The organism is Deferrisoma palaeochoriense, from assembly GCF_054656955.1.
This window is the reverse complement of the sequence record NZ_BAAHXI010000004.1, coordinates 23,974-47,145: the sequence shown is the minus strand read 5'-3', so window position 1 is coordinate 47,145 and position 23,172 is coordinate 23,974. Positions and strand designations below refer to the sequence as shown.

The 23,172-nt window shown below is 70.5% G+C and carries 22 protein-coding genes and 2 riboswitches; of the genes, 6 read left to right on the top strand and 16 right to left on the bottom strand.

Translation table 11 applies throughout. The features are described from left to right. The first annotated feature begins 7 nt into the window (after window positions 1-7). The 4 genes from ACYQ8L_RS02190 to ACYQ8L_RS02175 all read left to right on the top strand — a co-directional run bounded on the left by ACYQ8L_RS02190 (window position 8) and on the right by ACYQ8L_RS02175 (window position 3,646). Window positions 8-1,138 carry a two-component system sensor histidine kinase NtrB gene (locus tag ACYQ8L_RS02190; RefSeq protein WP_459940124.1) on the top strand — a complete coding sequence of 377 codons (1,131 nt, stop codon included), beginning with the start codon at window positions 8-10 and terminating at the stop codon, window positions 1,136-1,138. Next, a complete protein-coding gene (locus ACYQ8L_RS02185; RefSeq protein WP_459940123.1) occupies window positions 1,131-2,546 on the top strand; it encodes a sigma-54-dependent transcriptional regulator in 1,416 nt (471 codons plus the stop codon). Before ACYQ8L_RS02190 ends, ACYQ8L_RS02185 begins: the two co-directional genes overlap by 8 nt. Window positions 2,547-2,792: 246 nt before the next feature. Beyond that, window positions 2,793-3,152 (top strand): hypothetical protein, encoded by a 360-nt coding sequence (locus tag ACYQ8L_RS02180; RefSeq protein WP_459940122.1) that lies wholly within the window; start codon window positions 2,793-2,795, stop codon window positions 3,150-3,152. Between the two features lie 5 nt (window positions 3,153-3,157). Next, a complete protein-coding gene (locus ACYQ8L_RS02175; protein ID WP_459940121.1) occupies window positions 3,158-3,646 on the top strand; it encodes a hypothetical protein in 489 nt (162 codons plus the stop codon). Between the two features lie 51 nt (window positions 3,647-3,697). Here the strand turns inward: ACYQ8L_RS02175 and ACYQ8L_RS02170 are convergent, their stop codons facing one another. The 7 genes from ACYQ8L_RS02170 to ACYQ8L_RS02140 all read right to left on the bottom strand — a co-directional run bounded on the left by ACYQ8L_RS02170 (window position 3,698) and on the right by ACYQ8L_RS02140 (window position 10,316). Then, window positions 3,698-4,132, bottom strand: a complete 435-nt coding sequence (locus ACYQ8L_RS02170; protein ID WP_459940120.1) for a hypothetical protein — start codon at window positions 4,130-4,132, stop codon at window positions 3,698-3,700. A 171-nt stretch (window positions 4,133-4,303) separates the two neighbouring features. Further along, window positions 4,304-5,113 (bottom strand): fumarylacetoacetate hydrolase family protein, encoded by an 810-nt coding sequence (locus tag ACYQ8L_RS02165; RefSeq protein WP_459940119.1) that lies wholly within the window; start codon window positions 5,111-5,113, stop codon window positions 4,304-4,306. Window positions 5,114-5,286: 173 nt separating this feature from the next. After that, a complete protein-coding gene (locus ACYQ8L_RS02160; RefSeq protein WP_459940118.1) occupies window positions 5,287-6,165 on the bottom strand; it encodes a 3-methyl-2-oxobutanoate dehydrogenase subunit beta in 879 nt (292 codons plus the stop codon). Window positions 6,166-6,217: 52 nt separating this feature from the next. After that, window positions 6,218-7,378, bottom strand: a complete 1,161-nt coding sequence (porA, locus tag ACYQ8L_RS02155; RefSeq protein WP_459940117.1) for a pyruvate ferredoxin oxidoreductase — start codon at window positions 7,376-7,378, stop codon at window positions 6,218-6,220. Next, a complete protein-coding gene (locus ACYQ8L_RS02150) occupies window positions 7,375-9,138 on the bottom strand; it encodes an FAD-dependent oxidoreductase (protein WP_459940116.1) in 1,764 nt (587 codons plus the stop codon). Before ACYQ8L_RS02150 ends, porA begins: the two co-directional genes overlap by 4 nt. Further along, window positions 9,135-9,710 carry a 2-oxoacid:acceptor oxidoreductase subunit gamma family protein gene (locus ACYQ8L_RS02145; protein WP_459940115.1) on the bottom strand — a complete coding sequence of 192 codons (576 nt, stop codon included), beginning with the start codon at window positions 9,708-9,710 and terminating at the stop codon, window positions 9,135-9,137. Before ACYQ8L_RS02145 ends, ACYQ8L_RS02150 begins: the two co-directional genes overlap by 4 nt. Before the next feature lie 3 nt (window positions 9,711-9,713). Next, window positions 9,714-10,316 carry a helix-turn-helix domain-containing protein gene (locus tag ACYQ8L_RS02140; RefSeq protein WP_459940114.1) on the bottom strand — a complete coding sequence of 201 codons (603 nt, stop codon included), beginning with the start codon at window positions 10,314-10,316 and terminating at the stop codon, window positions 9,714-9,716. Between the two features lie 341 nt (window positions 10,317-10,657). On the opposite strand from ACYQ8L_RS02140, the gene ACYQ8L_RS02135 reads away from it, so the two are divergent. After that, a complete protein-coding gene (locus tag ACYQ8L_RS02135) occupies window positions 10,658-12,112 on the top strand; it encodes a glyceraldehyde-3-phosphate dehydrogenase (RefSeq protein ID WP_459940113.1) in 1,455 nt (484 codons plus the stop codon). Between the two features lie 152 nt (window positions 12,113-12,264). Here ACYQ8L_RS02135 and ACYQ8L_RS02130 read toward each other — a convergent pair whose 3' ends face one another. From ACYQ8L_RS02130 to ACYQ8L_RS02090, 9 genes are all read right to left on the bottom strand, one after another. Continuing rightward, window positions 12,265-12,900 carry an NAD-binding protein gene (locus ACYQ8L_RS02130; RefSeq protein ID WP_459940112.1) on the bottom strand — a complete coding sequence of 212 codons (636 nt, stop codon included), beginning with the start codon at window positions 12,898-12,900 and terminating at the stop codon, window positions 12,265-12,267. Window positions 12,901-12,986: 86 nt separating this feature from the next. After that, window positions 12,987-14,021, bottom strand: a complete 1,035-nt coding sequence (locus ACYQ8L_RS02125; RefSeq protein ID WP_459940172.1) for an energy transducer TonB — start codon at window positions 14,019-14,021, stop codon at window positions 12,987-12,989. 77 nt (window positions 14,022-14,098) lie between these two features. Next, window positions 14,099-14,914, bottom strand: coding sequence for an ABC transporter ATP-binding protein (locus tag ACYQ8L_RS02120; protein ID WP_459940111.1), 816 nt, complete (start codon window positions 14,912-14,914; stop codon window positions 14,099-14,101). Continuing rightward, entirely contained in the window at window positions 14,911-15,906 is a 996-nt protein-coding gene (locus ACYQ8L_RS02115) for a FecCD family ABC transporter permease (protein ID WP_459940110.1), read from the bottom strand. Before ACYQ8L_RS02115 ends, ACYQ8L_RS02120 begins: the two co-directional genes overlap by 4 nt. Next, entirely contained in the window at window positions 15,903-16,802 is a 900-nt protein-coding gene (locus tag ACYQ8L_RS02110; RefSeq protein ID WP_459940109.1) for an ABC transporter substrate-binding protein, read from the bottom strand. The genes ACYQ8L_RS02115 and ACYQ8L_RS02110 overlap by 4 nt, the downstream gene beginning before the upstream one ends. 61 nt (window positions 16,803-16,863) lie before the next feature. Continuing rightward, entirely contained in the window at window positions 16,864-18,006 is a 1,143-nt protein-coding gene (locus tag ACYQ8L_RS02105) for a YncE family protein (RefSeq protein WP_459940108.1), read from the bottom strand. A 29-nt stretch (window positions 18,007-18,035) separates the two neighbouring features. Beyond that, window positions 18,036-20,069, bottom strand: a complete 2,034-nt coding sequence (locus tag ACYQ8L_RS02100; RefSeq protein WP_459940107.1) for a TonB-dependent receptor plug domain-containing protein — start codon at window positions 20,067-20,069, stop codon at window positions 18,036-18,038. A gap of 126 nt (window positions 20,070-20,195) precedes the next feature. Beyond that, window positions 20,196-20,377: riboswitch (cobalamin riboswitch) on the bottom strand. Between the two features lie 93 nt (window positions 20,378-20,470). Beyond that, window positions 20,471-21,388: a sirohydrochlorin cobaltochelatase gene (locus ACYQ8L_RS02095; protein ID WP_459940106.1), complete on the bottom strand. Its 918-nt coding sequence runs from the start codon at window positions 21,386-21,388 to the stop codon at window positions 20,471-20,473. Window positions 21,389-21,429: 41 nt separating this feature from the next. Next, window positions 21,430-21,687, bottom strand: a complete 258-nt coding sequence (locus ACYQ8L_RS02090) for a hypothetical protein (protein ID WP_459940105.1) — start codon at window positions 21,685-21,687, stop codon at window positions 21,430-21,432. A gap of 159 nt (window positions 21,688-21,846) precedes the next feature. Continuing rightward, a riboswitch (cobalamin riboswitch) is annotated at window positions 21,847-22,028 on the bottom strand. Between the two features lie 530 nt (window positions 22,029-22,558). On the opposite strand from ACYQ8L_RS02090, the gene rbr reads away from it, so the two are divergent. Further along, on the top strand, window positions 22,559-23,134 hold the full coding sequence (rbr, locus tag ACYQ8L_RS02085) for a rubrerythrin (protein WP_459940104.1): 576 nt from the start codon (window positions 22,559-22,561) through the stop codon (window positions 23,132-23,134). Window positions 23,135-23,172: the final 38 nt, after the last annotated feature.

The following is a 23,172-nucleotide window of genomic DNA, read 5'->3' as shown; positions in this document are numbered from 1 at the left end:
CCCGCCCATGCCCGAACGTCTCGCCAGCCGGATCCTTGCCGCCATGCGCTGCGGCGTCATCGCTGTGGACGCCGCCGGGAGGGTGCTCCTCTGGAACCGGCCGGCGGCCGAGATCCTGGGGATCGAGCCCGAGGCGGCCCGGGGCCGGGACTGCCGGGAGGCCCTGGCGGCCTACCCGGCGCTGGCGCACCTGCTCCTTGACGCCCTGGGGCGCGCCACCCTGCCTGACCGGGCGGAGCTCGAGCTGGAGCGGCCCGACGGCACCCGCGAGCTGGTGGGGTTTAGCCTGTCGCGCGTCGAAGACGAGCGGGGGGCCCCCGTGGGCTCGGCGATCTTCTTTAAGGATCTCACCCTGGTGGAGGAGGAACGGGAGCGCGAGGCCCTTCGCAGCCGGCTCGCAAGCCTCGGGGAGGTGGCGGCCCAGCTCGCCCACGAGATCCGAAACCGCCTCGGCGGGATCCGGCTGTTTCTGGGATTGGCCCGGCGCCGGCTCGACCACGACCCGGAGGGGGCGGGGTTCCTGGACCGGGCCGAGGAGGAGCTCCTTGAGGCCAATCACAAGCTGGGGGAGATCCTGGCCTTCGTGCGGCCGGTCCGGCTGGAGCTCGGCCCCGTGGACCTCGCGACCCTGTGCCGGGAGGCCTGGGAAGCGGTGGCGGCCCGGTTCGCGGATGCGGTGCCCCACGTGTCGTGGGAGGTGGGCAAGGACCTCCCCGCCACCCGGGGCGACCGGGACCGGCTCCGGGACGCCGTCGTGAACCTCCTGGCCAACGCGGTCGAGGCCACGGGGCCGGGGGGCAACGTGACCGTTCGGCTCTCCGTGGAGGACGCACCCACCCTCGTGGCCGAGCACGCCCCGGTGCCCGTGCCCGGCCTCAGGGAGTTCGGGGAGCACCCGGCCCGCCGCATCCGGATCGAGATCGAGGACGACGGGCCGGGGATGGAGCCCGAGGTGCTCCGGCGGGTGTTCCACCCGTTTTTCACGACCAAGGAGGGCGGATCGGGACTCGGGATCCCCACCGCCCAGAAGATCCTGGACGCCCACGGGGGAGGGCTCGACATCGTGTCCGCGCCGGGCCAGGGCACCCGCTTCGTGGTGCGGGTGCCGGTTCTGGCCGAGGAGGGGCGAGGTGGCTGAGATCCTGATCGTGGAAGACCACGCCGCGCTCCGGGACGCCCTGGCCATCGCGGCCGGGGCCCGGGGCCACCGGGTCGTCACCGCCGAGCGGGGCGACGCCGCGGTTCGGGTGATCGAAACGCGGCCGTTCGACCTTGTGGTCACGGATTTGCGGCTCCCCGGGGCCGACGGCTTCGCCGTGCTCGAGGCGGTGCGGGAGCACCAACCCCGCACCCCCGTGATCGTGATGACGGCCCACGGCTCCATGGAGGCCGCCGTGCGGGCCCTGCGGCTCGGGGCACTGGATTTCATCGAAAAACCATTTGATATCGATGAGATGGAGGCCCGCATCGAGCGGGCCCTGGTGCAGGGGGACCTGGCCGAGACGGTGCGGGGGCTTCGCGAGCACCTCCTGGAGCCCTACCGGCCCGAGAACATCGTGGGGGAGAGCCCGGGCATCCGGGCGGCCCTGGAACTGGCCCGGAAGGTGGCCCCGGCCAAGACCACGGTGCTCATCACCGGGGAGACCGGAACCGGAAAGGAACTGGTGGCCGGCGCGATCCACGCCATGGGCCCGCGCCGGGAGCGGGAGTTCGTGGCCGTGAACTGCGCCGCCGTGCCCGACACGCTCCTGGAGAGCGAGCTGTTCGGGTACGAGCGCGGCGCCTTCACGGGCGCGGCCCGCCGCCGCGTGGGCCGGTTCGAGCGAGCCCACGGAGGCACCCTGTTCCTCGACGAGATCGGGGACATGAGCCTCGCCACCCAGGCCAAGATCCTCCGGGCCCTGGAGGACGGCCGGATCGAGCGACTGGGCGGCGAGGAGCCCTTCGAGGTGGACGTGCGGATCATCGCCGCCACCCACCGGGATCTGGCCGAGATGGTGAAGCAGGGGAAGTTCCGGGAGGACCTGTTCTACCGGCTCAACGTGGTCACGATCCACCTGCCGCCCCTGCGGGACCGGGGGGACGACGTGGTGCTCCTGGCCCAGCACTTCGCCCGCCAGTTCTGCGCGGACTTCAAGAAACCCCCCGTGGAGTTCGGCGACGACGCCCTCGACGCCCTGCGCAAACATCCCTGGCCCGGCAACGTGCGGGAGCTCCGAAACGCCATCGAGCGGGCCGTGCTCCTCGCGGACGGCCCGGTGATCTCGGCCGAGGATCTGGGGCTTCCGGAAACCGCGGCGCCCGTACCCCGGGAGTGGGACGGGGAGCGGTTCCGGTTCTACTTCCCCCGGGGGGGCGTGCCCCTCGAGGTGGTGGAGAAGGAGGTGCTCCTGGCGGCCCTCAAGCGGGCCCGGTGGGTGCAGAAGGACGCGGCGGCGCTCCTGGGCATCACCAAGCGGGCGATCCACTACAAGATCGAGAAGTTCGGGATCACCCACCCCTCCTGGACCAAAAACCGCCCGCCTCCCGACGAGGACCCGGACTGACCCGGCCGGGGGGTGACACCACGGAACGGAATCGGGTATAGAGGGATCGGTTTCGCGGCGAGCGCGCGCAAAACCGGCGGGCCGGCCCACCGGAACGTCCCAGGAACTGCAGTCTGCGGTCGTCGGTCTTGCGGTCTTCGGTCCGTGGGGCCAGCCCGCGGCGAACCGCCATCACGTTCTTGTTCCTGCGAACCGGCCGCGCCCCGCGGTCCACCGCGGTTTCCATCCGAACGAGGGAATCGACCCATGTGGTTCGCCCGATACCGGAACCTCTCCCACCGCGACCGGGCGCTCCTGGACGGACGCCTGATCACCTACCACTTCTACGTGGGCGGGGTGACCCTGCTCCTCCTCGGTTGGATCGGGATCGCCCAAAAGGAGCCCTACTCGTGGGTGGCCGTGGTGTTCGGGGTGGCGAGCCTCGCCATGGGCGCGGGACTCCACTGGTTCCACCGGCGGATGATCTCGGGCCCGAACCGCGACGCCTACCTGGCCACGATCACGGCGGCCCTGGGCCGGCACCGGTTTCCGCTCCTGCCGAGTCTCCTCGGGGTGCTGGTGGTCTTCAGCGTGGCCGTGACGATCCTCTACCTCGTCTCCGGATGAGGCCGATGCCGGCGAACCCGTTTCTGCTCCAGGGGCCCGACGATTTCGTCCGGCTTGACACCCTGTGCGCGGAACTGCTGCAGGAATTTGCCGCCTGGTTGCGGGAGGAACTGGGGCGCCCGCCCATCGAGGCCGGTGCCCTGGCCCATCATGCTGACCGGTATCTCAGGGATTTCGTGGTGGACTGCAAGGAAACCGGCCCCGCCGACGAGGACCCCACCCTGGTGCGCCAGTACCTGGGCAACTGGTACATCGTGAACACCCTGTACCCGACCCACGAGGAGATGGACGCCATCCGGGAGGCGCTCGCACTCCTCTACCGGTACCTGCACGAACGGGGCATCGTGGGCGAGGCGGCCCGCCGGGCGGCCGAGGCCGCCCTGGCGGACGGGGCGTTCTTCCGCAACCGGCTGGAGGCGTTCTGGGCCCTCACCCCGGAGGGCATCGAACCCTGGCGGGCCCAGGACGACTACCGCCGCCGCCGGCAGGGTTGAGGCGGTCGAGCGCCGCCCCCCGAGCCTTCCAGCCTTCCAGCTTCCCAGCCTTTACGGCAGCTTGATCTTGCTCCCGGGCCGGGGCCCGGGGCCGCCCCGGAGCCCGCCGGTCAGATCGGCCCCCAGGCCCATGCCGGCCTCGGCCGGGGTCACGATGCGAGAGGCCTCCCGAAGCTGAGCCTCCCGCACCTCCCGCACCAACCGCTGCACCGCGTCGTTGATGGCCTGGGGAAACTTGTCGCAGGCCTCCTCCAGCGTGTCGGCCTCGATGGGGGCCTGCACCGGCAGAAGCCCGGCCGGGGTCAGGATCTGGGTTTCGCCCATGAAAAGGGGCTGCCGGTCCGGGTCGTCCGATCCGTCGGCCTTGATGGGAACGAGCCGCCGGATCGTCGCCGCCCGAAGGTCGGTGAACATCTCCTCCCGGAACAGGTTCTGCTTGTTCACCTCGACCTTCACCGCGTTTTCGTTCGCCTGGTTTTCACTCACGTCGGATCTCCTCTCGGAAAGCTGGGAAGCTGGAGGCTGGGAAGCTGGGAGGCGGAGCGTCCCCTCTTGACCTCGCGTTGCAAACGGCCCGTGCCGTCGATTAGCTGACGAACGGGTTTGGTGTTTCCTCCGCCTCTGCGGGCCGGGCGGCTTAGGGACAGCCGGCGCGGCTCACACCCCGTCGGCGTCGGTCACCCGGTTCGTGAGCCGGCCGATCCCCTCGATCTCCACGCTCACGATGTCCCCGGGCTTCAGGAACAGCGGGGGATTCCGGGCGAAGCCCACGCCCGGCGGGGTGCCGGTCAGGATCACGGTGCCCGGCAGAAGCGTCGTGTCCCGGCTCAGGAAGCTCACGATGCGTGCCACCGAAAAGATCATGTCGTCGGTGGTGCCGTCCTGCACGAGCTCGCCGTTCAGGGCCGTGCGGATCCGCAAGCGCTGGGGGTCCGGAATCTCCTGGCGGGTCACGATCGCCGGCCCCAGGGGGCAGAAGGTGTCGAAGGACTTCCCCCGGATCCACTGACCCCCGTTGTGCTTCTGCCACCGCCGGGCCGACACGTCGTTGGCCACGGTGTAGCCCAGCACGAAGTCCAGGGCCCGCTCCTCGGGCACGTCCCGGGCCTTTCGCCCGATCACCACGGCGAGCTCCCCCTCGTAGTCCACCTCGGGTCCCCGGGCGCAGCAGGCCGGGATCCGGATCGGCCGGTCGGGCCCCACCACGGCGGTCGTGGGCTTCATGAAGATCACCGGATCCCCCGGGATGGGGAGCCCCGCCTCCCGGGCGTGGGCCCGGTAGTTCAGCCCCACGCAGTAGATGTTCACGGGCTCGATGGGCGCCAGGAACCGCTGCACGTCGGCCGTGCGAAACGTGGGGCGAAGCCCGGTGAAGGGATCCCCCTCCAGGACCTCCACCACCCCGGGCGGGTCCTCCCTGCCGTATCGCACGTTGCCGGCCGGATCCTCGTAGCGGACGATGCGCATGGGGTCTGCCTCCGTTCGCCGCTGGGAGGCTGGGGCGCCTCTCACCCGTTGCGGGTCAGGCATCCCCGCCCGCGTTCCAGGCCGGGGGCCTCCAACGAAAACGGGCCCTCCCGCGGAGGGCCCAAGGGTATGCGCGAAGGGGGCACCGGGGCAAGCCCGGGGATGCCGCGGGCTCAGGACAGACGGGCCAGGGCCTTGAGCCGTTCCCAGTTCCGGTCCACCTCCTCCTGGATCCGGTCGAGGTCATCCCGGGTCAGGTGCTTGAAGCGCCCCTGGATCCGGTAGTACTCGTCCACCAGGTACCCCACCGGCTCCAGGTTGATCGTGTAGCGCACCCCGTCCTCCACCTCGTACAGCGGGAAGATCCGGGTCTGCACGGCGAGACGGGCGAGTTTGACAGCGATCTCGCTCGGCACCTTCCACCCCGTGGGGCAGGTGGCGTACACGTGCAGGAACTTGGTGCCCTTGACCGAGACGGCCTTCTGGACCTTGCGCACCATGTCCTCGGGGTAGGCGATGGAGGCCGTGGCGGCGTAGGGAATCCGGTGGGCCGCCATGATCTGCATGATGTCCTTCTTGCGGGTGGGTTTGGGCGAGCCCGTCGGGGTGGTGGTGGTCCAGGCCCCTGCGGGAGTGGCCCCCGAGCTCTGGACCCCGGTGTTCATGTAGGCCTCGTTGTCGTAGCACACGTAGAGGATGTTCTCGTTTCGCTCCGCCGCCCCCGAGAGGGCCTGGAGCCCGATGTCGAAGGTGCCTCCGTCCCCGGCCCAGGTGACCACCTGGGTTTCGGTGTCGCCCCGGGCGTCTAGGGCGGCGCGGATGCCGCTCGCCACGGCGCCCCCGGTCTCGAAGGCCGTGTGCAGGATCGGTACCTGCAGCGCCGTGTAGGGGAACGGGCCGGCAATGATCGACCAGCAGCAGGCCGGGATCGAGATCACGGCCTTCTCCCCCAGCCCCTTCAGAAGAAACCGCATGGCGATGGCCGCCCCGCACCCCGGGCAGGCCAGGTGGCCCGAGTACATCCGTTCGTGCACGGGCACTTCGATGGGCATGGCGTTCTCCCTCGGCCGGCGCGCCGGCCGCTCGGTTCGGCGCCGGTCGGCGTCAGAGCTTCAGCCCCTCCCACAGGATCTCCCGGGGCGGCTCGGGCGCCAGGGCCCGCCGGACGATGTTCTCGATGGTCTGGGGCGTGATGTCCCGGCCCCCCAACCCGGCCACGAAGGGGTACACGGCGGGCCGCTCGGCCAGGAACGCGAGGGCCGCCCGGATCTCGGAGGCGAAGATCCCGCCGGAGCCGAACGAGAGGTTCCGGTCGATCACGGCCACCCGGGGGTAGGCCCCGAGCACCCGGCGGATCTCCTCGTGGGGAAACGGCCGGAACAGCTTGAGTTTCACCAGGTCGAACTCGACCCCCTTCTCCCGCAGGGCCGCCTGGGCCACCCGGGCCGTGCCCGTGACCGAGCCGGTGGTCACGAGCGCCAGCGGGGCCCGCTCCCCCTCCCGGCAGGGGATCACCCGCACCGCCCCGTAGGAGCGGCCGAACCGCTCGCCGAACTCGGCGTCGATCTCGGCGTGGGCCGCGAGCGCCCCTTCCATGGCCTCCTGGATCTTGTAGCGGAACTCCATGTAGTACTCGGGGCTCGCGAGCTGGTTGAAGGCGTGGGGGTCGCGGGGGTCGAGGATCTCCTGGGGCTCCCAGGGGGGCAGGAACGCGTCCACGGCCTCCTGGTCGGGCACCTCCACCGGCTCGTAGGTGTGGGAGAGGAAAAACGCATCCATCACCACCATGGCCGGCAGGCTCACCCGCTCGGCCAGCTTGTACGCGATCAGGATGGTGTCGAGCACCTCCTGGACGTCCTCGCAGTACAGCTGCATCCACCCCGTGTCGCGCTGGGACAGGCTGTCGGTCTGGTCGGCCCAGATGTTCCACCCCGGCCCCATGGCCCGGTTCACCTCGGCCATCACGATGGGGAGCCGCGCCCCGGCGGCCCAGTGGAGCATCTCGTGCATGAGCGCGAGCCCGTGGCTCGAACTCGCGGTGAACGACCGGGCCCCGGCCGAGGCCGCCCCGATCACGGCCGCCATGGCCGAGTGCTCGCTTTCGACCCGGATGAACCGGGCGTCCAGCACCCCGTCGGCCACGAGCTCGGCCAGCCGCTCCACGATGTGGGTTTGGGGCGTGATGGGATAGGCGCTGATCACCTGGACCCGGGCCAGCTCCACGGCGTGGCTTACGGCGTGGCTCCCCTCCAACACCCGCCTCATCGGGGCTCCTCCTCCAGGACCATGGCGTTGCGCGGGCACTCCACCACGCACACGCCGCACCCCTTGCAGTAGTCGTAGTTGATCTCCCGGGACCCGGCCCGGAGATCCCGGAGCACCGAGACGTCGGGGCAGAAGAGATAGCAGTTGTCGCACTGGTCGCACTGCCCGCAGTGGAAGCACCGCTCCGACTCCCGCAGGGCCATCGAGGCGGAGATGCGCATCTTCACCTCGTCGAACCCGGTGCGCCGCTCCTCCAGGGTGATGCGGGGCCGCTCCCGCCGCTCCCGGTACTCGAAGTAGATCGTGTTGAGCTCTTCGTATCGCACCACGTGGTCCTGCTGGGCCGTGCGGTCGCCGCCGCGGTACCGGTTGGCCGACACCCCGCCCTTGCGGCCGATCCGGATCTCGGGCCAGATCTCGGCCGGGTCCCGGCCCCGGAGCCGGGCGTCGATGACGAGGGCCGCCTCCTTGCCCGAGGCGATCGCCGTCACGACGGCCTTCCGGTCGTTCACCAGGTCGCCCCCCACGTACACGGGGGGCCGCTCGGCCCACTCGCCCTTGGGCGCGATGCGTTTGAGGTGGAGCCCCTCCACCAGGAGCCCGTCCCCGGCGGTCACCTCGGGGGGCACCCCCTCCGAGGGCCGGGCCCCGATGGCGGTCACCACGGCGGCCACCTCCACCTCCACGTCCGGGTGCCCCGAGGGCACCACCCGGGCCCGGCGCCCCTCTTCCTCCTCGAGGGCCATCATGGTGGTGAGCACCAGCCGGTACCCGCCCCCCTCCAGGGGCTCGATCCGCTTCGGGGCCAGGAGCGTCTGGAACGGGATGCCCTCCTCCCGGGCCTCCTCGATCTCGTCGGGCAAGGCCGGCATGTCCTGGAGCCGGCGGCGGTAGTACACCACCGGCTCGGCCCCCAGCCGAAGGAGCGACCGGGCCACGTCCATGGCCGTGTTTCCGCCCCCGATCACCGCCACCTTGCCCCGGATCTCCGGCCGCTCGCCCCGGCGGATCCCCTCCAGGAGGCCCAGGCCGTCGGTCGCGTGCTCCTCGCCCTCGGCCCCGAGCGGGGCCGGGGTCCAGGCCCCCACGGCCAGGAACACCGCGTCGTACCCGGCGAGGTCGTCCCACCCGAGGTCCCCGCCCAGCTTCCGGCCGCCGTGGAACCGCACCCCGTCGTCCAGGATGAGCCCCACCTCCCAGGCCAGGGCATCCAGCGGCAGGCGGTACTCGGGGATGCCGTAGCGCAGGAGCCCCCCGGGCTCCTCCCGGGCGTCGAACAGATCCACGTCGTGGCCGAACCGTCGCAGGAAGTAGGCGGCCGCTAGCCCCGCCGGCCCGGCCCCCACCACGGCCACCCGCCCGCCGGAGGCCGGCAGGTCCAAGGGCGGCGGAGCGAGCCCCAGCTTCCAGGCGTGGTCGGCCAGGAACCGCTCCAGGGAGTTGACGCTCACCGCCTCGTCGTACTCCCCGCGGTTACAGGCCGTCTCGCAGGGGTGGTAGCACACCCGGCCGCACACCCCCGGCAAGGGATTCTCCTCGCGGATCCGGAGCCACGCCCCTTCGAAATCCCCCTGGCCCAAGAGCATCTGGACCCGGGCGATGTCCTCGGCCGCCGGGCAGGCCTCGGCGCACGGGGCGATCTTGTCCTGGTACCGGGGCCTCAGGAACCGCCAGGAACCCGTGCGGTTCCAGAGCATGGTGTCGGCCGACCGGGACATGGGGGGCAGGTCCCGGGCGGAGCGAAACGTCACAGGGCTCATGGGGCAGCCTCCGCGCCGGCCTCGGGCAGGCACACCGACTCGTAGGCCTCCCGGGCGGCGTCGATGTTGGCTTCCTGGTGGGACGGCACCTCCTCGCGGATCGCCTCGCACACGGCGTCGAGGGACACGATGCCTGTGGCCCGGGCGAACGCGCCGAGGATCGCGGTGTTCACGATGGGATGGGTGCGGGACCCCAGGCGGTGGCGCAGCGCGATCCGGCTCGCGTCCACCGTGGCCACCCGGAACGGGGCGAACTTGGGGAACGCGCCCGGGGGCTTTTCGGTGTTCAGCAAAAGCGCTCCCCCGGGCTTCAGGCCTCGGGTCACGTCCACCACCTCGATCAGGGTGGGATCGAGCACCACCACGTGGTCCGGGGTGTAGACGTTGGTGCGCAGGTGGATCTTCTGGTCATCGACCCGGATGTAGGCCTCCACGGGCGCCCCCCGGCGCTCGACCCCGAAGGCCGGAAACGCCTGCACGTATTTGCCCTCGAGGAAACACGCCGCGGCCAGGATGTTGCTCGCGACCACGGCCCCCTGCCCCCCGCGCCCGTGGAACCGGATCTCGATCACGGCCTACCTCCGCTCGCCCGTGTACACCACCACCAGGGCCCGGGCCTCCTTGTCACCCAGCGCCCGGAAGGCGTGGGATACATCGGACTCGAAGTAGAGGCTGTCGCCGGGCTTCAGGGTCCGGACCTCGTCGGGGGTGCGAAACTCGATCTCGCCCTCGAGCACGTGGATGAACTCCTCCCCGTCGTGGGAGTAGAACACCATGTCCTTCTTCTCCATCGGCGGGAAGGTCACCATCAGGGGCTCCATGTGCTTGCGCGACTTGTGGAGCTCCAGCGACTCGTACACGTACCCCACCTCGCTCGCGTCCTGGTGGGAGCGCCGGGTGAACTGCCGGCGTTCCTGGGCCCGGGTCACGGCGATCTTCTCCTCCTGCTCCTCCTCCTGGAAGAAGTAGGAGATGTTGACGTCGAGCGCCCGGGCGATCTTGAGGAGCGTGGCCACCGGGGGCATGACATGGCCGTTTTCCACCTGGGACAGGAGCGGCTTCGACAGCCCGGTCTTGGCCGAGAGGTCCTGGAGCGTGTACCGCCGGCGCTGGCGCAGCTCCCGGATCTTCTGGCCGATGCCCAGGTCCTCCACCGAAGGGTCGATACGCTTCGCCATGAGGGTCTCCTCCGTCTGACAGATGGCGACAGGCTAGTCCCGGAAAAGTTTGATGTCAAGAAACACGTTTTGATCCCGCAAATCCTTCGCCGCCGACCCTCTTTCCCGTCCCGACGACCGGGGACCGAAAACCGGCGACCGAAGTCCTCCCAGTATACCCTTTGTTTGACTCAAAGAAACCCTTGCCCGACCGGGGCCGGGAGGCGCCCGCCCGCGGGACGCAGGGCTCCCCTGCGGTTTTGCAACCGCAGGGGTTTTGCCGGACCAATCCGGCGTGCTATCTTTCCGGCGCCCCTCCGTGGGGGGCGATCGAACGACCCGAAAACCAAGGAGGAGGTTCCATGGGCGCAAACAAGGGCGAGCAGTATTTCCAGCTGTGGAACGAGTCCGAGGCGCTGGCCACGAAGATGATGCCGATCCTGAGCGATCTCCGGGTGGAGCGCGGCGTGCTGGTCCACGTGTTCGGCCGGTCCATCGCCAAGGTGAGCTCGGTGGAGATCCTCAAGGTCCATCGCCACGCCCGGCTCATCCTGGGCCGGGAGCTCACGGTCCAGGACACCTACCCGGTGCTCCAGGCGATGGCCAAGCTCGACCTCGGCCCCTGCCGGATCGACCTCGGGAAACTCACCGTGCGCTACCAAAGGGAGGGCGGCGACCTCGACGCCTTCGTGGCCCGGGAGCTCGCCCCCGTCACCACGGGCCCGCGGCCCGTGCTCGAACCGCCCCAGGACGTGGTGCTTTACGGGTTCGGCCGGATCGGCCGGCTCCTCGCGCGGATCCTGGTGGACAAGACCGGAAAGGGCGACAAGCTCCGGGTGCGGGCCGCCGTGGTCCGAACGCCCAAGGAACCCGATCTCCACAAGCGGGCCTCGCTCTTCCGGCTCGACTCGGTGCACGGGCCCTTCCACGGCACCACGATGGTGGACGAGGAGGAGAACGCCATCGTGGCGAACGGGAACCTCATTCGCATCCTGTACGCCGACGACCCGGCCTCCATGGACTACACCCAGTACGGCATCGAAAACGCCATCGTGGTGGACAACACCGGCAAGTGGCGGGACCGCAAGGGGTTGGGCCAGCACCTCGAGGCCAAAGGGGTGAAGAGCGTGCTCCTGACGGCCCCCGGCAAGGGCGACATCCCCAACATCGTGTACGGGGTGAACCACCACACCCTCGACCCCAACGAGCGGATCGTGTCGGCCGCCTCCTGCACCACCAACGCCATCGTACCGGTTCTCAAGGTGATCCACGACCGGTTCGGCATCGAGTCCGGCCACGTGGAGACCTGCCACGCCTACACCAACGACCAGAACCTCATCGACAACTTCCACAAGGCGCCCCGCCGGGGCCGGGCCGCGCCGCTCAACATGGTCATCACCTCGACCGGCGCGGCCGAGGCCGCGGCCAAGGCCCTGCCCGAGCTCAAGGGCAAGCTCACCGGGAACGCCGTGCGGGTGCCCGTGCCCGACGTGTCGCTGGCCATCATGAACCTGCGGCTCGAAACCCCCACCACCCGCGACGAGCTCAACGACTATCTGCGACAGATCGCCCTGGACAGCCCGCTCCAGAACCAGATCGATTTCACCACGAGCCCCGACATCGTAAGCTCCGACATCATCGGCTCGCGCCACGCCGGCGTGGTGGACGGCGAGGCCACCATCGTCAACGGCGCCGACGGCCGCAACGTGGTGATCTACGTATGGTACGACAACGAGTTCGGCTACGCCTGCCAGGTGATGCGGCTCCTGCAGCAGATGGCAGGGCTCGATCTGCCGGAGTTGCCGAAGTCGGTGTGAGGGGGGCTAGAAAGCCGGAAGGCTGGAAAGCTGGGAGGCCAAACCCAGCGGGCCGGTCCGCAGTTGCCGGCCCCGGGGGGCGGCCCCACTGCTCCCCCGGGCGCGCTTCATCGGACGGCCGGTCCCCAGGGACCGGCCGTTTTTTGCCCTCGTCAACCCTCCCGAAGCACCCCGGTGATCACGCCGTGGCAGCGGCAGGCCGTGGCCACCAGCGCAGGCCCGAGGTGGGCGCCCAGGGCGTCCCGAAGCGAAAGAAGCTCCTCCGGCCGGTACCCCCCGACCCCCGGGGCGAGTTGGTGGCTGCGGAGCACGAAGGGGCGAAACGGGGGCACGTCGAGTTCGGCGAGCAGGCGAAAGAGATCCTTGGGCCGGGGCTCCCCGGTGACCGTGCAGCGGTCGGCCGGCTCTGGGCAATCGGGGGGGCAGCGCCAGGTGGCGTGGCTTGCGTAGATCTCATCCTCGGCCGCCCGAAAGGGGTTCGGAACGGCCCGTTCCACCTCGGGGGGGATCGGGTGACGCACCAGCCCGGGGCCCAGTTCGGCCAGGCACCAGGCCGCGGCCAGGTGGAACGGCACGGCCGGCACGATCCAGTCGGGGCGCCGCCCCTCGCCCAGGGAACCCCGCAGGAATGCCACCGCGTCGGCCTGCCGGGTGTCCACCCCCAGATCCCGCGCGGCAGCCAGCCCTGCGGGCTCCCGGTCCACCACGAGCACGGCCCGGTTCGCCCCAGCGAGCCTGGTCGCCGCTCGGGTGCCGAACCGACCTCCTCCCAATACCCAGATGTCCAAGACCCTTGCCTCCCGCAATTGGTGGCTGGCTGCCGGGGCAGCGCGTAACCTCTATTTTCCCCTTTGCGTCGGGGGCAGGACAAACCTTATCTGGAGGGGTTTAGAGCGAACCGCACAGGAACCACGACGACCGACTCCACGGGGTGTCCTTCGCGAACGGCCGGGGTGAACCGCCACCCCTGGACGGCCTCCAGAGCGGCCTGGTCGAGCACCCTGTACCCGGAACTCTGATCCACCGAAGCCCCGATCACCTCGCCCCGGGACGACACCCGCACCCTCAGCCGTACCACCCCCTGCCATCCGCGCCTCCGAGCCAGCCGCGGGTACGGGGGCGGCGAGATCGCCGCGTAATCCGGCTGGGCCTCCCTGTCTTCGACACCTGTTCCGGCACCCTTGGTTTCCCCGGCCGTGGTGGGGCCACCCCCGGCCCCGGCGCCTTGCCCTGGTGGAGACAAGGCATCCGCCTCCGTGCCCGCGGGAGCGGGCGAAGCGGCCGACCCGTGCGCGCTGTCCCCGGGCGACCATGGCGAACCCTCGCCGGAAACCGCGCCGGGCGCATCCCCCCGGAGCCGGGGGACCTCCGGCGTCCGGATGGCCCGTACCGTCTCGGCACGAACTCCCTCGATCGCTCTCGGAGCAGGAGCCCCCCCGGGCTCCGGCGGATCGGCTGGCCGGGAAACCGCGACAGGCCGTTGGGGTTCCGGGGCGGGATCTCCCGCGGGAGCCGTGGGCCGGGGCGGAGGCGCTTTGCCCTGCGGCTCCGCGGCCGGCAACGGTTTCGACGGGGGCGGCTCGGGAACGGCCTTTGCCGCGGGCTCGGGCTTCGCAGGGCGTACAGGCGTCTTTGCCCCACGCCGGGCCGGCTCGGGGATGGGCGGGGCCGGAGATCGCCGGTGCAGCACCAGGGACGAGCGCCGGCCCGGGGCCTTGTCGGCGGCCGGCCTCGCCGCCGATGGCGCCCTCCTGACGATCTTCCGGGGCGTGGGCCCGGTGCCTTCCCCAGTCCCCGGGCGGGCCGAGTCGTCGGCACCGCCGCCCGGGGCCGCGTCCAGGAACACGACCCGCACAGGGACCGGCGCCGCCGGAAGCCTGGCCTCGTTTCCGCCCGGCCCGCCCGCCATCCACAAGGAGACACCCAGGGCGTGGATCGCCAAGGAAACCGCGATCCAACGCTCCAGTCCTCTCCCCGAGGTTGGGCTCATGGGGCCACCTCCCGAAGCACGGCCGGACCCCTCACGGGGAGCACGGGCAGCACCCGCGGCCGGCCGGTGATCGGGTCGGGCTCCACCCTCACCGCGACGGAGAACGCCTCCTCGATCTTCTCCGGTCGCAGCACCTCCGACGGGGGGCCCACCGCCAGGGGTTCCCCCCGGGGTGAGAGTAGCAGCAGCCGGTCCGAGATGGCGGCGGCCAGGTCGAAGTCGTGGGTGACGTGCACGATGGTGCGCCCCTCCCGCCGGTGGAGTTCCACCAGGAGTTCGGCGATCCCGAGGCGGTGCTGGATGTCGAGGTGGCTCGTAGCTTCGTCGAGCAAAAGGATCGGGGCGTCCTGGGCAAGTGCCCGGGCCAACGTCACCCGTTGCAGTTCGCCTCCGCTGAGCCGGGTGACCGGCCGCCGGGCCAGATGGCGGGTGTCCGTAAGGTCCAGCGCCCTTTCCGCCCAGGCCCGGTCCTCCCGTCCAGGCCCCCCGAAGCCCCGGTGCCACGTGAACCGGCCCATGCACACGTACTCCCATACCGTGAACGGAAACGGTGCGGCCGTGGCCTGGGGCACCACGGCCATCTGCCGGGCCCTTTCCCGTGGCCGGTATCGGTGCACAGGCCGGCCACGCAGCATCACCCGGCCGGTGTCCGGGACGATCGCCCCCCGCATCAGCCGAAGGAGGGTGGATTTCCCGCACCCGTTGGGACCGAGAACGCCGAGGATCTCCCCGTCTCCCACCTCCAGGGTCACCCCGCGAAGCACCGGGCGGCCCACCTCAAACCCGAACGTGAGGTCCTCGATCCGGATCATCCCTGTCCCTCCCCCCGGCGCAGCAGATACAGAAAGAACGGCGCGCCCACCAGGGCCGTGACCACGCCCACCGGGATCTCGGCCGGGGCGAGCACGGTGCGTGCGGCGGCGTCCGCCGCGAGCAGGAACGCCGCGCCCAGCAGAGCCGATGCGGGCAGGAGCCGCCGGTGCCCCGGGCCCCACACCAGACGCACGGCGTGGGGGACCACGAGCCCCACGAAGCCCACAAGGCCCGCCAGGGCCACGGCCGCGGCGGTGAGCCCCCCGGCCGCTCCGAGCAGCAGCAACCGCGCCCGTCCCACGTCCAGGCCCAGGTCGGCCGCCGTCTCCTCCCCCTGGGTCAGCAGGTCTAGTGCCGGGGCCTGGAGCCACAGGACCAGGAAGGCGCCCCCGGCCCACAGCCCTGCCGCAGGAAGCCATCCGGGCGAGGCTCCCGAGAGGTCCCCGGCCAGCCAGAAGATCGCGGTACGCACGGGGTCGGACGGCGCGGTCCAGAGCAGGAACAGGAGCAGGGCCGAGCAGAAACTGCCCACCATCACGCCCGACAGGATCAGGGTGTGGGGCGAGCCCCGGTGGGCCCGGGCCACCACGTACACGAACCCAAGCGCCCCTGTCGCGCCCAGGAACGCCGCCGCGGGCACGCCCAGGGGCGAGGCCAGGCCCAGGGACAGCGCGGCCACGGCCCCCAGGGCCGCGCCTCCGGACACCCCCAGGATGTACGGGTCGGCCAGTGGGTTGCGCAACAGCCCCTGGAACGCCCCGCCGGCCGCGCCCAGCCCCGCTCCCACCAGGGCGGCCAGGGCCGCCCTGGGCAGCCGCACCCGGAACACGATCGCGGCGTGGATGGGGTCGGCGCGGCCGTTGCCCAGCAGGATGCCGGCGATCTCCCCCCACGGGAGCCGCAGGGGCCCGGCCCACAGGGACAGGCCCAGGCTCGCGAGGACCAGGGCGGGGAGCACCGCCGCCCAGGGCAGTCGCCGTTGCGGGGTCATGGGCCTTCCTCCGGGAACGCGTCCGGGTGGATGGCGCGGGCCAGGGCCCGCAAGCCCCGGGCGAGCCGCGGCCCGGGGCGGTGGATCCAATCGGCCGGGACCTCGACCACCCGACCGGCGGCCACGGCCTTGAGTTCGGGCCACCGGTCGAACAGCCGGCCGGGGGCGGGCTGGCCCGGATGGGGCGACACCACTACCACGTCCGGGTCCTTCGCGAGCAGGGCCTCGGCTCCCCAGGTGGGGTAGCGGGACGGCCCCGGCGGCACCACATTCTGACCGCCCGCCGCCTCGATGAGATCGTGCGCAAGGGTGCCCGGGCCCGCCACCACCAGGGGCTCGACCATGACGCACAGGAGCACGCCGGGCCGGGGAAGATCCCGCACCCGGCTGCGGACCCTGGCCGTGGCGCGCTCCAGGTCGGCCGCGAGCCGATCGCCCGCCCGGGCAGCCCCCACCACCCGGCCGAGCCGCCGGATCATCGCCACGGTGCCGGAGAGGCTCCGGGGATACACCACGTACACCGGGATCCCCAGGCCCGCGAGCCGGTCGATCAGCAGGGGCGGGGTGGCGTCGGCCGACGCCAGCACCAGATCGGGCACCAGGGCCACGATCGCCTCCAGGCTGGGGTCGGCATACCCGCCCACCTTCGGCTTGGTCTGGGCCTGCGGGGGGTAGGTACAAAACCGGGTAACCCCGGCCACCCGGTCCTGCACGCCCAGGGCGTAGAGTACCTCGGTCACGCTGGGCACCAGCGAAACGATCCTCTGGGGCCGGTCCGGTGCCTCGACCCGGCGGCCGAGCGCATCGGTCCACCCGGCCGCGTGGGCGGCGGATGCGCCCAGCGCGAGCGCCAGGGCGAGGACGCGAACTCTCCGGCCAAGGCTCCGGCGGGTCAACGGAAGTCCCTCTCCCGTGCTCTGGCCGCCCCCGCGGGGGGACGGCCGGGGGACGGGGCGATCAGAACACGGCGATGGCGTTGGGCGGCAGGCCCACGTCCACCGGGCTCCCCTCCACCTCCTGGTCGGTGGCGGTGTCATAGACGCGAACGCCCGGGCGGGTGGTGTCCCGGTCGGGCACCAGGAGCCGCCCCCGGCCGTCCAGGGCGAGGTTCGGGATGAAGGCGCCGGGCAAACCCAACGTCCCCTGTTTCTCCCATGCTCCGCCAATCCCAATCCTCTCCACCACGGCCACGTCGTTGGCCCACGACGAGTCGGTGACCACCACGTAGGCCTTGGAGCCGTCCACCACGGCGAGGGCTCCCACGTCGCCCCCCAGGTCCGCCTCGGTCACAAGGAAGCCTTCGGCCGCGTACGTGTTCGGGTCCACCGCCTCCAGACCCCCGTCCTGGGCCCCGTAGCTTCCCGTCTCCGAGACGACGATCTTGCCAAGGGTCTCGTCGTAGACCATGAACTGCGGGTTCGTGCCGGTGAGCACGATCGGGTCTGCCGTACCGGGCGTGGAGGGGTCCACGTCGACGATTTGGTCCGTCGCCGTGTCGATCACCACCAGGTACGAGGCGTCGGTGGGCGCGAACCAGCTGTCGCGGTCCAGCCTTTGGAGGGCCACAAACAGCTTCCCGCCCACGACGGCCATGGCCGAGGCCTCCGGAAGACCGTCGTCGTCGGCAAACCCGCTCAGGTCCACCCGGCCGACCTCCTCGCCGGTGGCCGGGTTCACGATCAGGAGGTGGTCGGCGCCGTACAGGCTCACGAAGGCCTTGGCGTCGCTCGCAAACGCCATGGCGTGGGGGTTCGTGCCGTTGCCGGTGCTGTACTGGGCAACCGGAACGGTCAGATCCGAGGGGTCCAGCACCGTGACGTTGTCGAACCCCATCCGATTGATCACGTAAATCTTTCCGCCGTGACTTGCCACGGCGTTGTCGCTCTCCACGATGCCGTTTCCCTCGAACGCCTGAACTTCCAAGGTGTCCAGATCAATCGTGGCGTACCCCCCGGTGGTGAAGTCGGTGGTGGTCACGAACACCGAGCCGGGCAGGGCCGGGGCCGCGGTGTCCGACCCGCCGGAACTTCCCCCGCAGCCGGCCAGCAGCAGGCAGGCCGCGGCCAGGAACATCGCAGAGCGTTGGATAGTGTGCCACATGGTCTCTCCTCCTTTTTGGGCGGACGGGGTCAGAGCTGGGCTGAGACCGTCACGTAGTAGCTGCGGCCGGGCAACGGGAACCCGAGGGCGTCCGACACCTGCTCGTCGGTGAGATTCTTTGCCTCAAACGTGACGGTCAGGGTGCCAGTGGGTCGCGCCGACAGACCCAGGTTGTGGATGCGGCGGATATCCGCCCTCTCGAAATTGGCCGCGTCCAGGTAGTTGCCGGAGGTCCACGAGAACTCGTGGAACGCTTTCAGCCCGAGGGGTAGGAGCAGTTCGAGCCGGTTGAACAACTCGTGCTCGGGCCGGCCCGGGAGCTGGTTGCCCCGGTAGTAGGGGATATCGCTGGTGTTCTCGGTGTGCTGGAAGGTGTAGTTCCCGCTCACCGCCAGGCGATTGGCCACCTCGAGGCTCCAGGCGGTTTCCACGCCCCACACCCAGGCGCTTGACACGTTGGTGGCCCGCACGGTGCGCTGGGAGGTCTGTTCGAACAGGATCAGGTCGTCGGTGCGGCTCTGGAAATAGGCGGCCTCTAGATGCACCCGGCCGCCGGGCCAAACCGGATCCAGCGAAACCCCCACGTCCCAGTTGACCCCGCGCTCGGGCACCAACTCGGGGTTGCCGATCACGGTGCCCCGATCCCCGAACAGCTCGGTCAAGGTGGGGAACCGGTAGGCCCGGGCCACGTTGGCCCGAACCTTGATCCAGGGGCGGGGTTGGGAGGAGAGCCCCACCCGGTAGGTCCAGTACCCCCGGTCGTCCGGGGAGGGGAGTTCCTTCCAGGAGAACGGCGACCGGCCGCCGAACTCGTGGTCGAGAAAGGTGTAGAGCACCTGGGGCACCAGCACGAGGCGGTCGTCCAGGAGATACACCTCGTCCTCGACCCCGGCCTGGTAGGTGGTGCGCTCCTGGGTGTCGCCCTGGGACGGCTCGGTGAGTTCGTCCCGGGACTCGGCCCGCTCGTTTCGGTAGGCCCCTAGAAAGGACAGCACCTGGGCCTCGCCCCAGTACCAGGTGAGGATCCCCTCCCCGCCCCAGGCCACGGTCTCGTTCACATTGTCCTGACGCCCCACCCCGATCTCGCCCAGCGGGTCCAGGAAGGCGGTGGTCTCGTCGACCCGGTGCAGGAACAGCTCCGCGCCCAGGTTCTCGGAGAGGAAGGCATCCCGCACGGCCCGCACCGACAGCACGTTGCGATAGGTGCGAAGGCGCGCCGTGTCCGATTGGTTTGAGCCGATCCCGGGCACGCCCTCGCGCTTGTCGAAGTAGTCGTCGGAGAGTTCGAGGCGAAGCAGGGGCGAAGGTTCCCAGGAGACCTTGGCCAGCAGGTTTCGCGCGTAGAACGCGTTGTTGCGGCGGGTGGTGGTCTCGTCGTCGTCCGGGTTGGCCCGGGTGCCGTTGTCGTCCAAGAACTCGAAGTCCCCGTCGGACGAGGTGTAGCTGCCCGACGCCAGGAGCCCCACCCGGTCGCCCTTCCACGAAACCACGCCCCGCGCGTCCAGGGTGTCGAACGATCCGTACGTGGCGTCGGCCCGGGCGGTCCAGCCCGGCTTCGCCCTGCGGGTCACCACGTTGATGACGCCCCCGATGGCGGGCGAACGCAGCCGCAGGGGCGAGGTGCCCCGGTACACCTCGATCCGCTCCACGTCGCCCAACGGAAGGTCGCCGAGATTCACCAGACCGGTGCCGGGGCCGGCCAGCGGCACGCCGTCCAGCAGTACGGCCACCTGCTGGCCCGTGGACCCGCGGATCGATGCCGTGGAGAACGCGCCCAGGCCGCCGAACCGGCGGATCGTGAGGCCCACCGACTGCTCCAGGACCTCGGGAACCGAGGTGGCCTTCTCCTGGAAGCGCTCGGCCGGGATCACCGTGACCGCGGCCGTGCGTTCCGGGGTCTGTGGTTGCTCCGGCGGCGGAACCTCGGCAGAGACCACCACCTCCTGGAGCACGGGACTCTCGTCCGCGGGCGCGGGGTGGGAGCAGAATGCCGGCAGCAGGGCCAGCCCCACGACGGCCCGGACGGATCTCCCCACACGTTGTCGATGGGTGCAGCGTTCCATCGGCTCCCCTCGAAACCGAGCCCCCGATCGGGCTACGAAAAAGGCCCGCACACCATGGCCGGCGTGCGGGCTTCCCGTTTTTGAAGCACCACAGAGCCCACCCTCCCGAAAGCCCGGGGAGGTTCACGTGGGTTGCCCGCGCCGGCAGGTCTTCTGGCTCGCGCGTCGTCCTCCGGGCCGCCTTCCCGGCCGTTCGGCCAGTGGCATCGAGGCCCTTCGTCAGCGCTCACAGCGGCGGGTCCGCGGGGGAATTGCACCCCACTTCCCTTTTCAGCCCCCAAGGGGGCACCGGCGGGCAGATTCGCGTTGTTCCGGCCCCGTTGTCCGGGCCGCCGTTCCGAAAAAAGGGACGGGGGAGGGGTGCCCTCCCCCGGACGAAAGGAGCGTTGGATCGGGTTGGGTCACAGGCGGCGCAAGACCCGCTCGATCTCCCGGATGAAGATCGCGTTGATCTCGGGATAGAACCCGAGCCCCTTGTAGTAGCGCTCCCCCCCGAGTTCCACGGTGGGGCAGTCGGCGGTGAACCCGGCCGCCTTCATCTGCTCTTTCCAGGAATCGAACTCGTCGCCCATGATGTCGTTCATGACGTGGTCGCCGGCCACGTACATGAGGGGCACGAACCGGGCCCGTTTCACCCGGTAGGCCTTGGCCGGCTCGAGGCCGTTCTCGGGGCCCAGGATGCCCTCCACGGTGCCGACGAAGGCGTTGGGGAACCGGCGGCGCAGGAGCCGGTCGAGGCCCAGGTAGGCGATGTTCGCCCCCACGTGGGTCTGGGGGCTTCCGTGGGCCGCCAAGACGTTGCAGCCCTCGTCCGGCGGCAGGAACGAGGCCGAAAGGATCTCGAGCACCTCGTGGACCGTCTCCCAGCGCTGGAGAAGGGCTTCGCCGGTCTCGATGTGCAGGTCCGGGAACCGCTCGACGATCCGCAAGACCTCCTCGTACTCCTCGCCGGGAAAGACGTGGAGGGGCTGCACCACGGCCTTGGTGTACCCGGCGGCCTCCAGGTCGGCCAGGGCCTGCTGGAGGCTTTTGAGGCGCTCGGGCCTGCCCTCCTTCGCCCACCGGGCGTTCACCCGTTCCCGGATCACCTCCGACGTGAAGGCCCAGCGCACCTCGTATCCCGGGAGCGCCTCCCGAAGCTGCCGCTCAAACGCGTCGTAGGTGACCTGGGCCTTGGTGCTGGTGCCGAAGGCCGCGATCACGATGGCCGGTTTGTCCTTGAGGGTGCGGGTCATCATCTGGGCCGCCCGGGCCGACTCGGGCAGGGCCCACACGAACGCCAAGAACAGGATGAGGGCGATACGGCTGCGACGGAACATGGGGGCCTCCTTTCGGGCGTTGTTGGAGAAAAGGGGTTGCCTCAACCAAAAATCCTCTCGCACAAACAACCGAGCTCCACGCCTCCCCCGGGCCCCGGCCTCGCCACGCGCAGCGTTACCTGCCCGGCCCCCCGTTCCACGAGGCGCAGCAGGGCGTCTGGCACCGTGGGCCACCCCGGGGCCGAGGCGGCGATCTCGGTCCACTCCGGGTCCAGCCCCAGATCCCCGGGCAGTTCGGCGGGGTCGGCGGCGGCGATGCGGGAGACGTCGGCCAGGTAGAGCACGGTTCCGGTGTTCATCGAGTCCCTCCTTGTGGGAGTTGGCCCCGGAGCGGGGAGGGACGAGACGGCGGTTCCGGCACCACGAAAAAAGCCCGCACGCGCCATGGCGTGCGGGCTTCCCGTTTTCGAAGCGCCGGGTTGCGGTCCCACCCTCCCAAAGGCCCGGGGAGGTTCGCGTGGGTCGCCCGTCTGCCGGCAGGTCTTCTGGCTCGCGCGTCGTCCTCCGGGCCGCCTTCCCAGCCGTTTCGGCCAGTGGCATCAAGGCCCTTCGTCAGCGCTCACAGCGGCGGGTCCGCGGGGGAATCGCACCCCTCTTCCCTTTTCAGCCCCAGGGGGGCACCGGCGGGCGTCATGCTGATTGTGTCCCGGACGATACGACGGCGGCCGCCTGCCTGTCAACCGCCATTTCTGTCCCGTGGAGTCCTCCGCCGGGGCGGTGCGCCTTGACAAACCACCCCCGTCGTCCATGCTGCCGACGTGCCAGGGGTCCGAAGATCCATGGCAACGTCCTAATACTTTCTACTTTCAAGAGTCTTGCCGGCGGCGGGTGGGGAACTGGTTCCGGCCAGGTGCGAGTGCGGCACCCGATCGCCGCGCCTTCGCATGCCGTTGTCGGCTCGGCAGGTCGGCGCGCCGGCAGCGGAAGTTCCGGATCTTCCAAAGCAACCCAATCCTGGTGGGGCGCGGCAACGTGGGGAGCCACACCTGGCTCTCCACCAGCCCCCCAGCCGCTGGTTTCCGTAGCATCACCGGCGATCTGACAACACCCCAGTCGATGCGATTATTTCCTTGTTAGGAATTTTTCTTGACAATTTCCCTTCTCCGTGGCACCCTGCCACCATCACCAATCCTCACCCGGTCCGCGCACGCGGCCGAAAGGAGACCCGTCATGGCATCGATCAAGGGAACGCAGACCGAGAAGAATCTCCTGACCGCTTTCTGCGGGGAATCCCAGGCCCGAAACCGGTACACCTACTTCGCGAGCAAGGCCCGAAAGGAAGGGTTCGTCCAGATCTCGGCGATCTTCCAGGAAACGGCCGACCAGGAGAAGGAGCACGCGAAGCGGCTCTTCAAGTTCCTGGAAGGGGGCGAGGCGGAGGTGCAGGCGTCCTTTCCGGCCGGTGTGATCGGGTCCACCCTGGAGAACCTGCTCGCGGCGGCGGCCGGAGAGAACTACGAGCACACCCAGATGTACCCGGAGTTTGCCCGGGTGGCCCGGGAGGAGGGGTTCGACGAGATCGCGGAGGTGTTCCTGGCCATCGCCGTGGCCGAGAAGCACCACGAGGCCCGGTACCGGGCCCTGGCGGCCAACGTGGAGGCGGGACGCGTGTTCCGGCGGGAGGAACCCGTCGTCTGGAAGTGCCGCAACTGCGGGTATCTCCACGAGGGACCCGAAGCCCCGGAGGAGTGCCCCTCGTGCGCCCACCCCCGGGACCACTTCGAACTCTTCGTGGCGGCCTGGTAGCGGGCGAAGCCGCACCGCGCAGCAGCCCACGGCAGCGA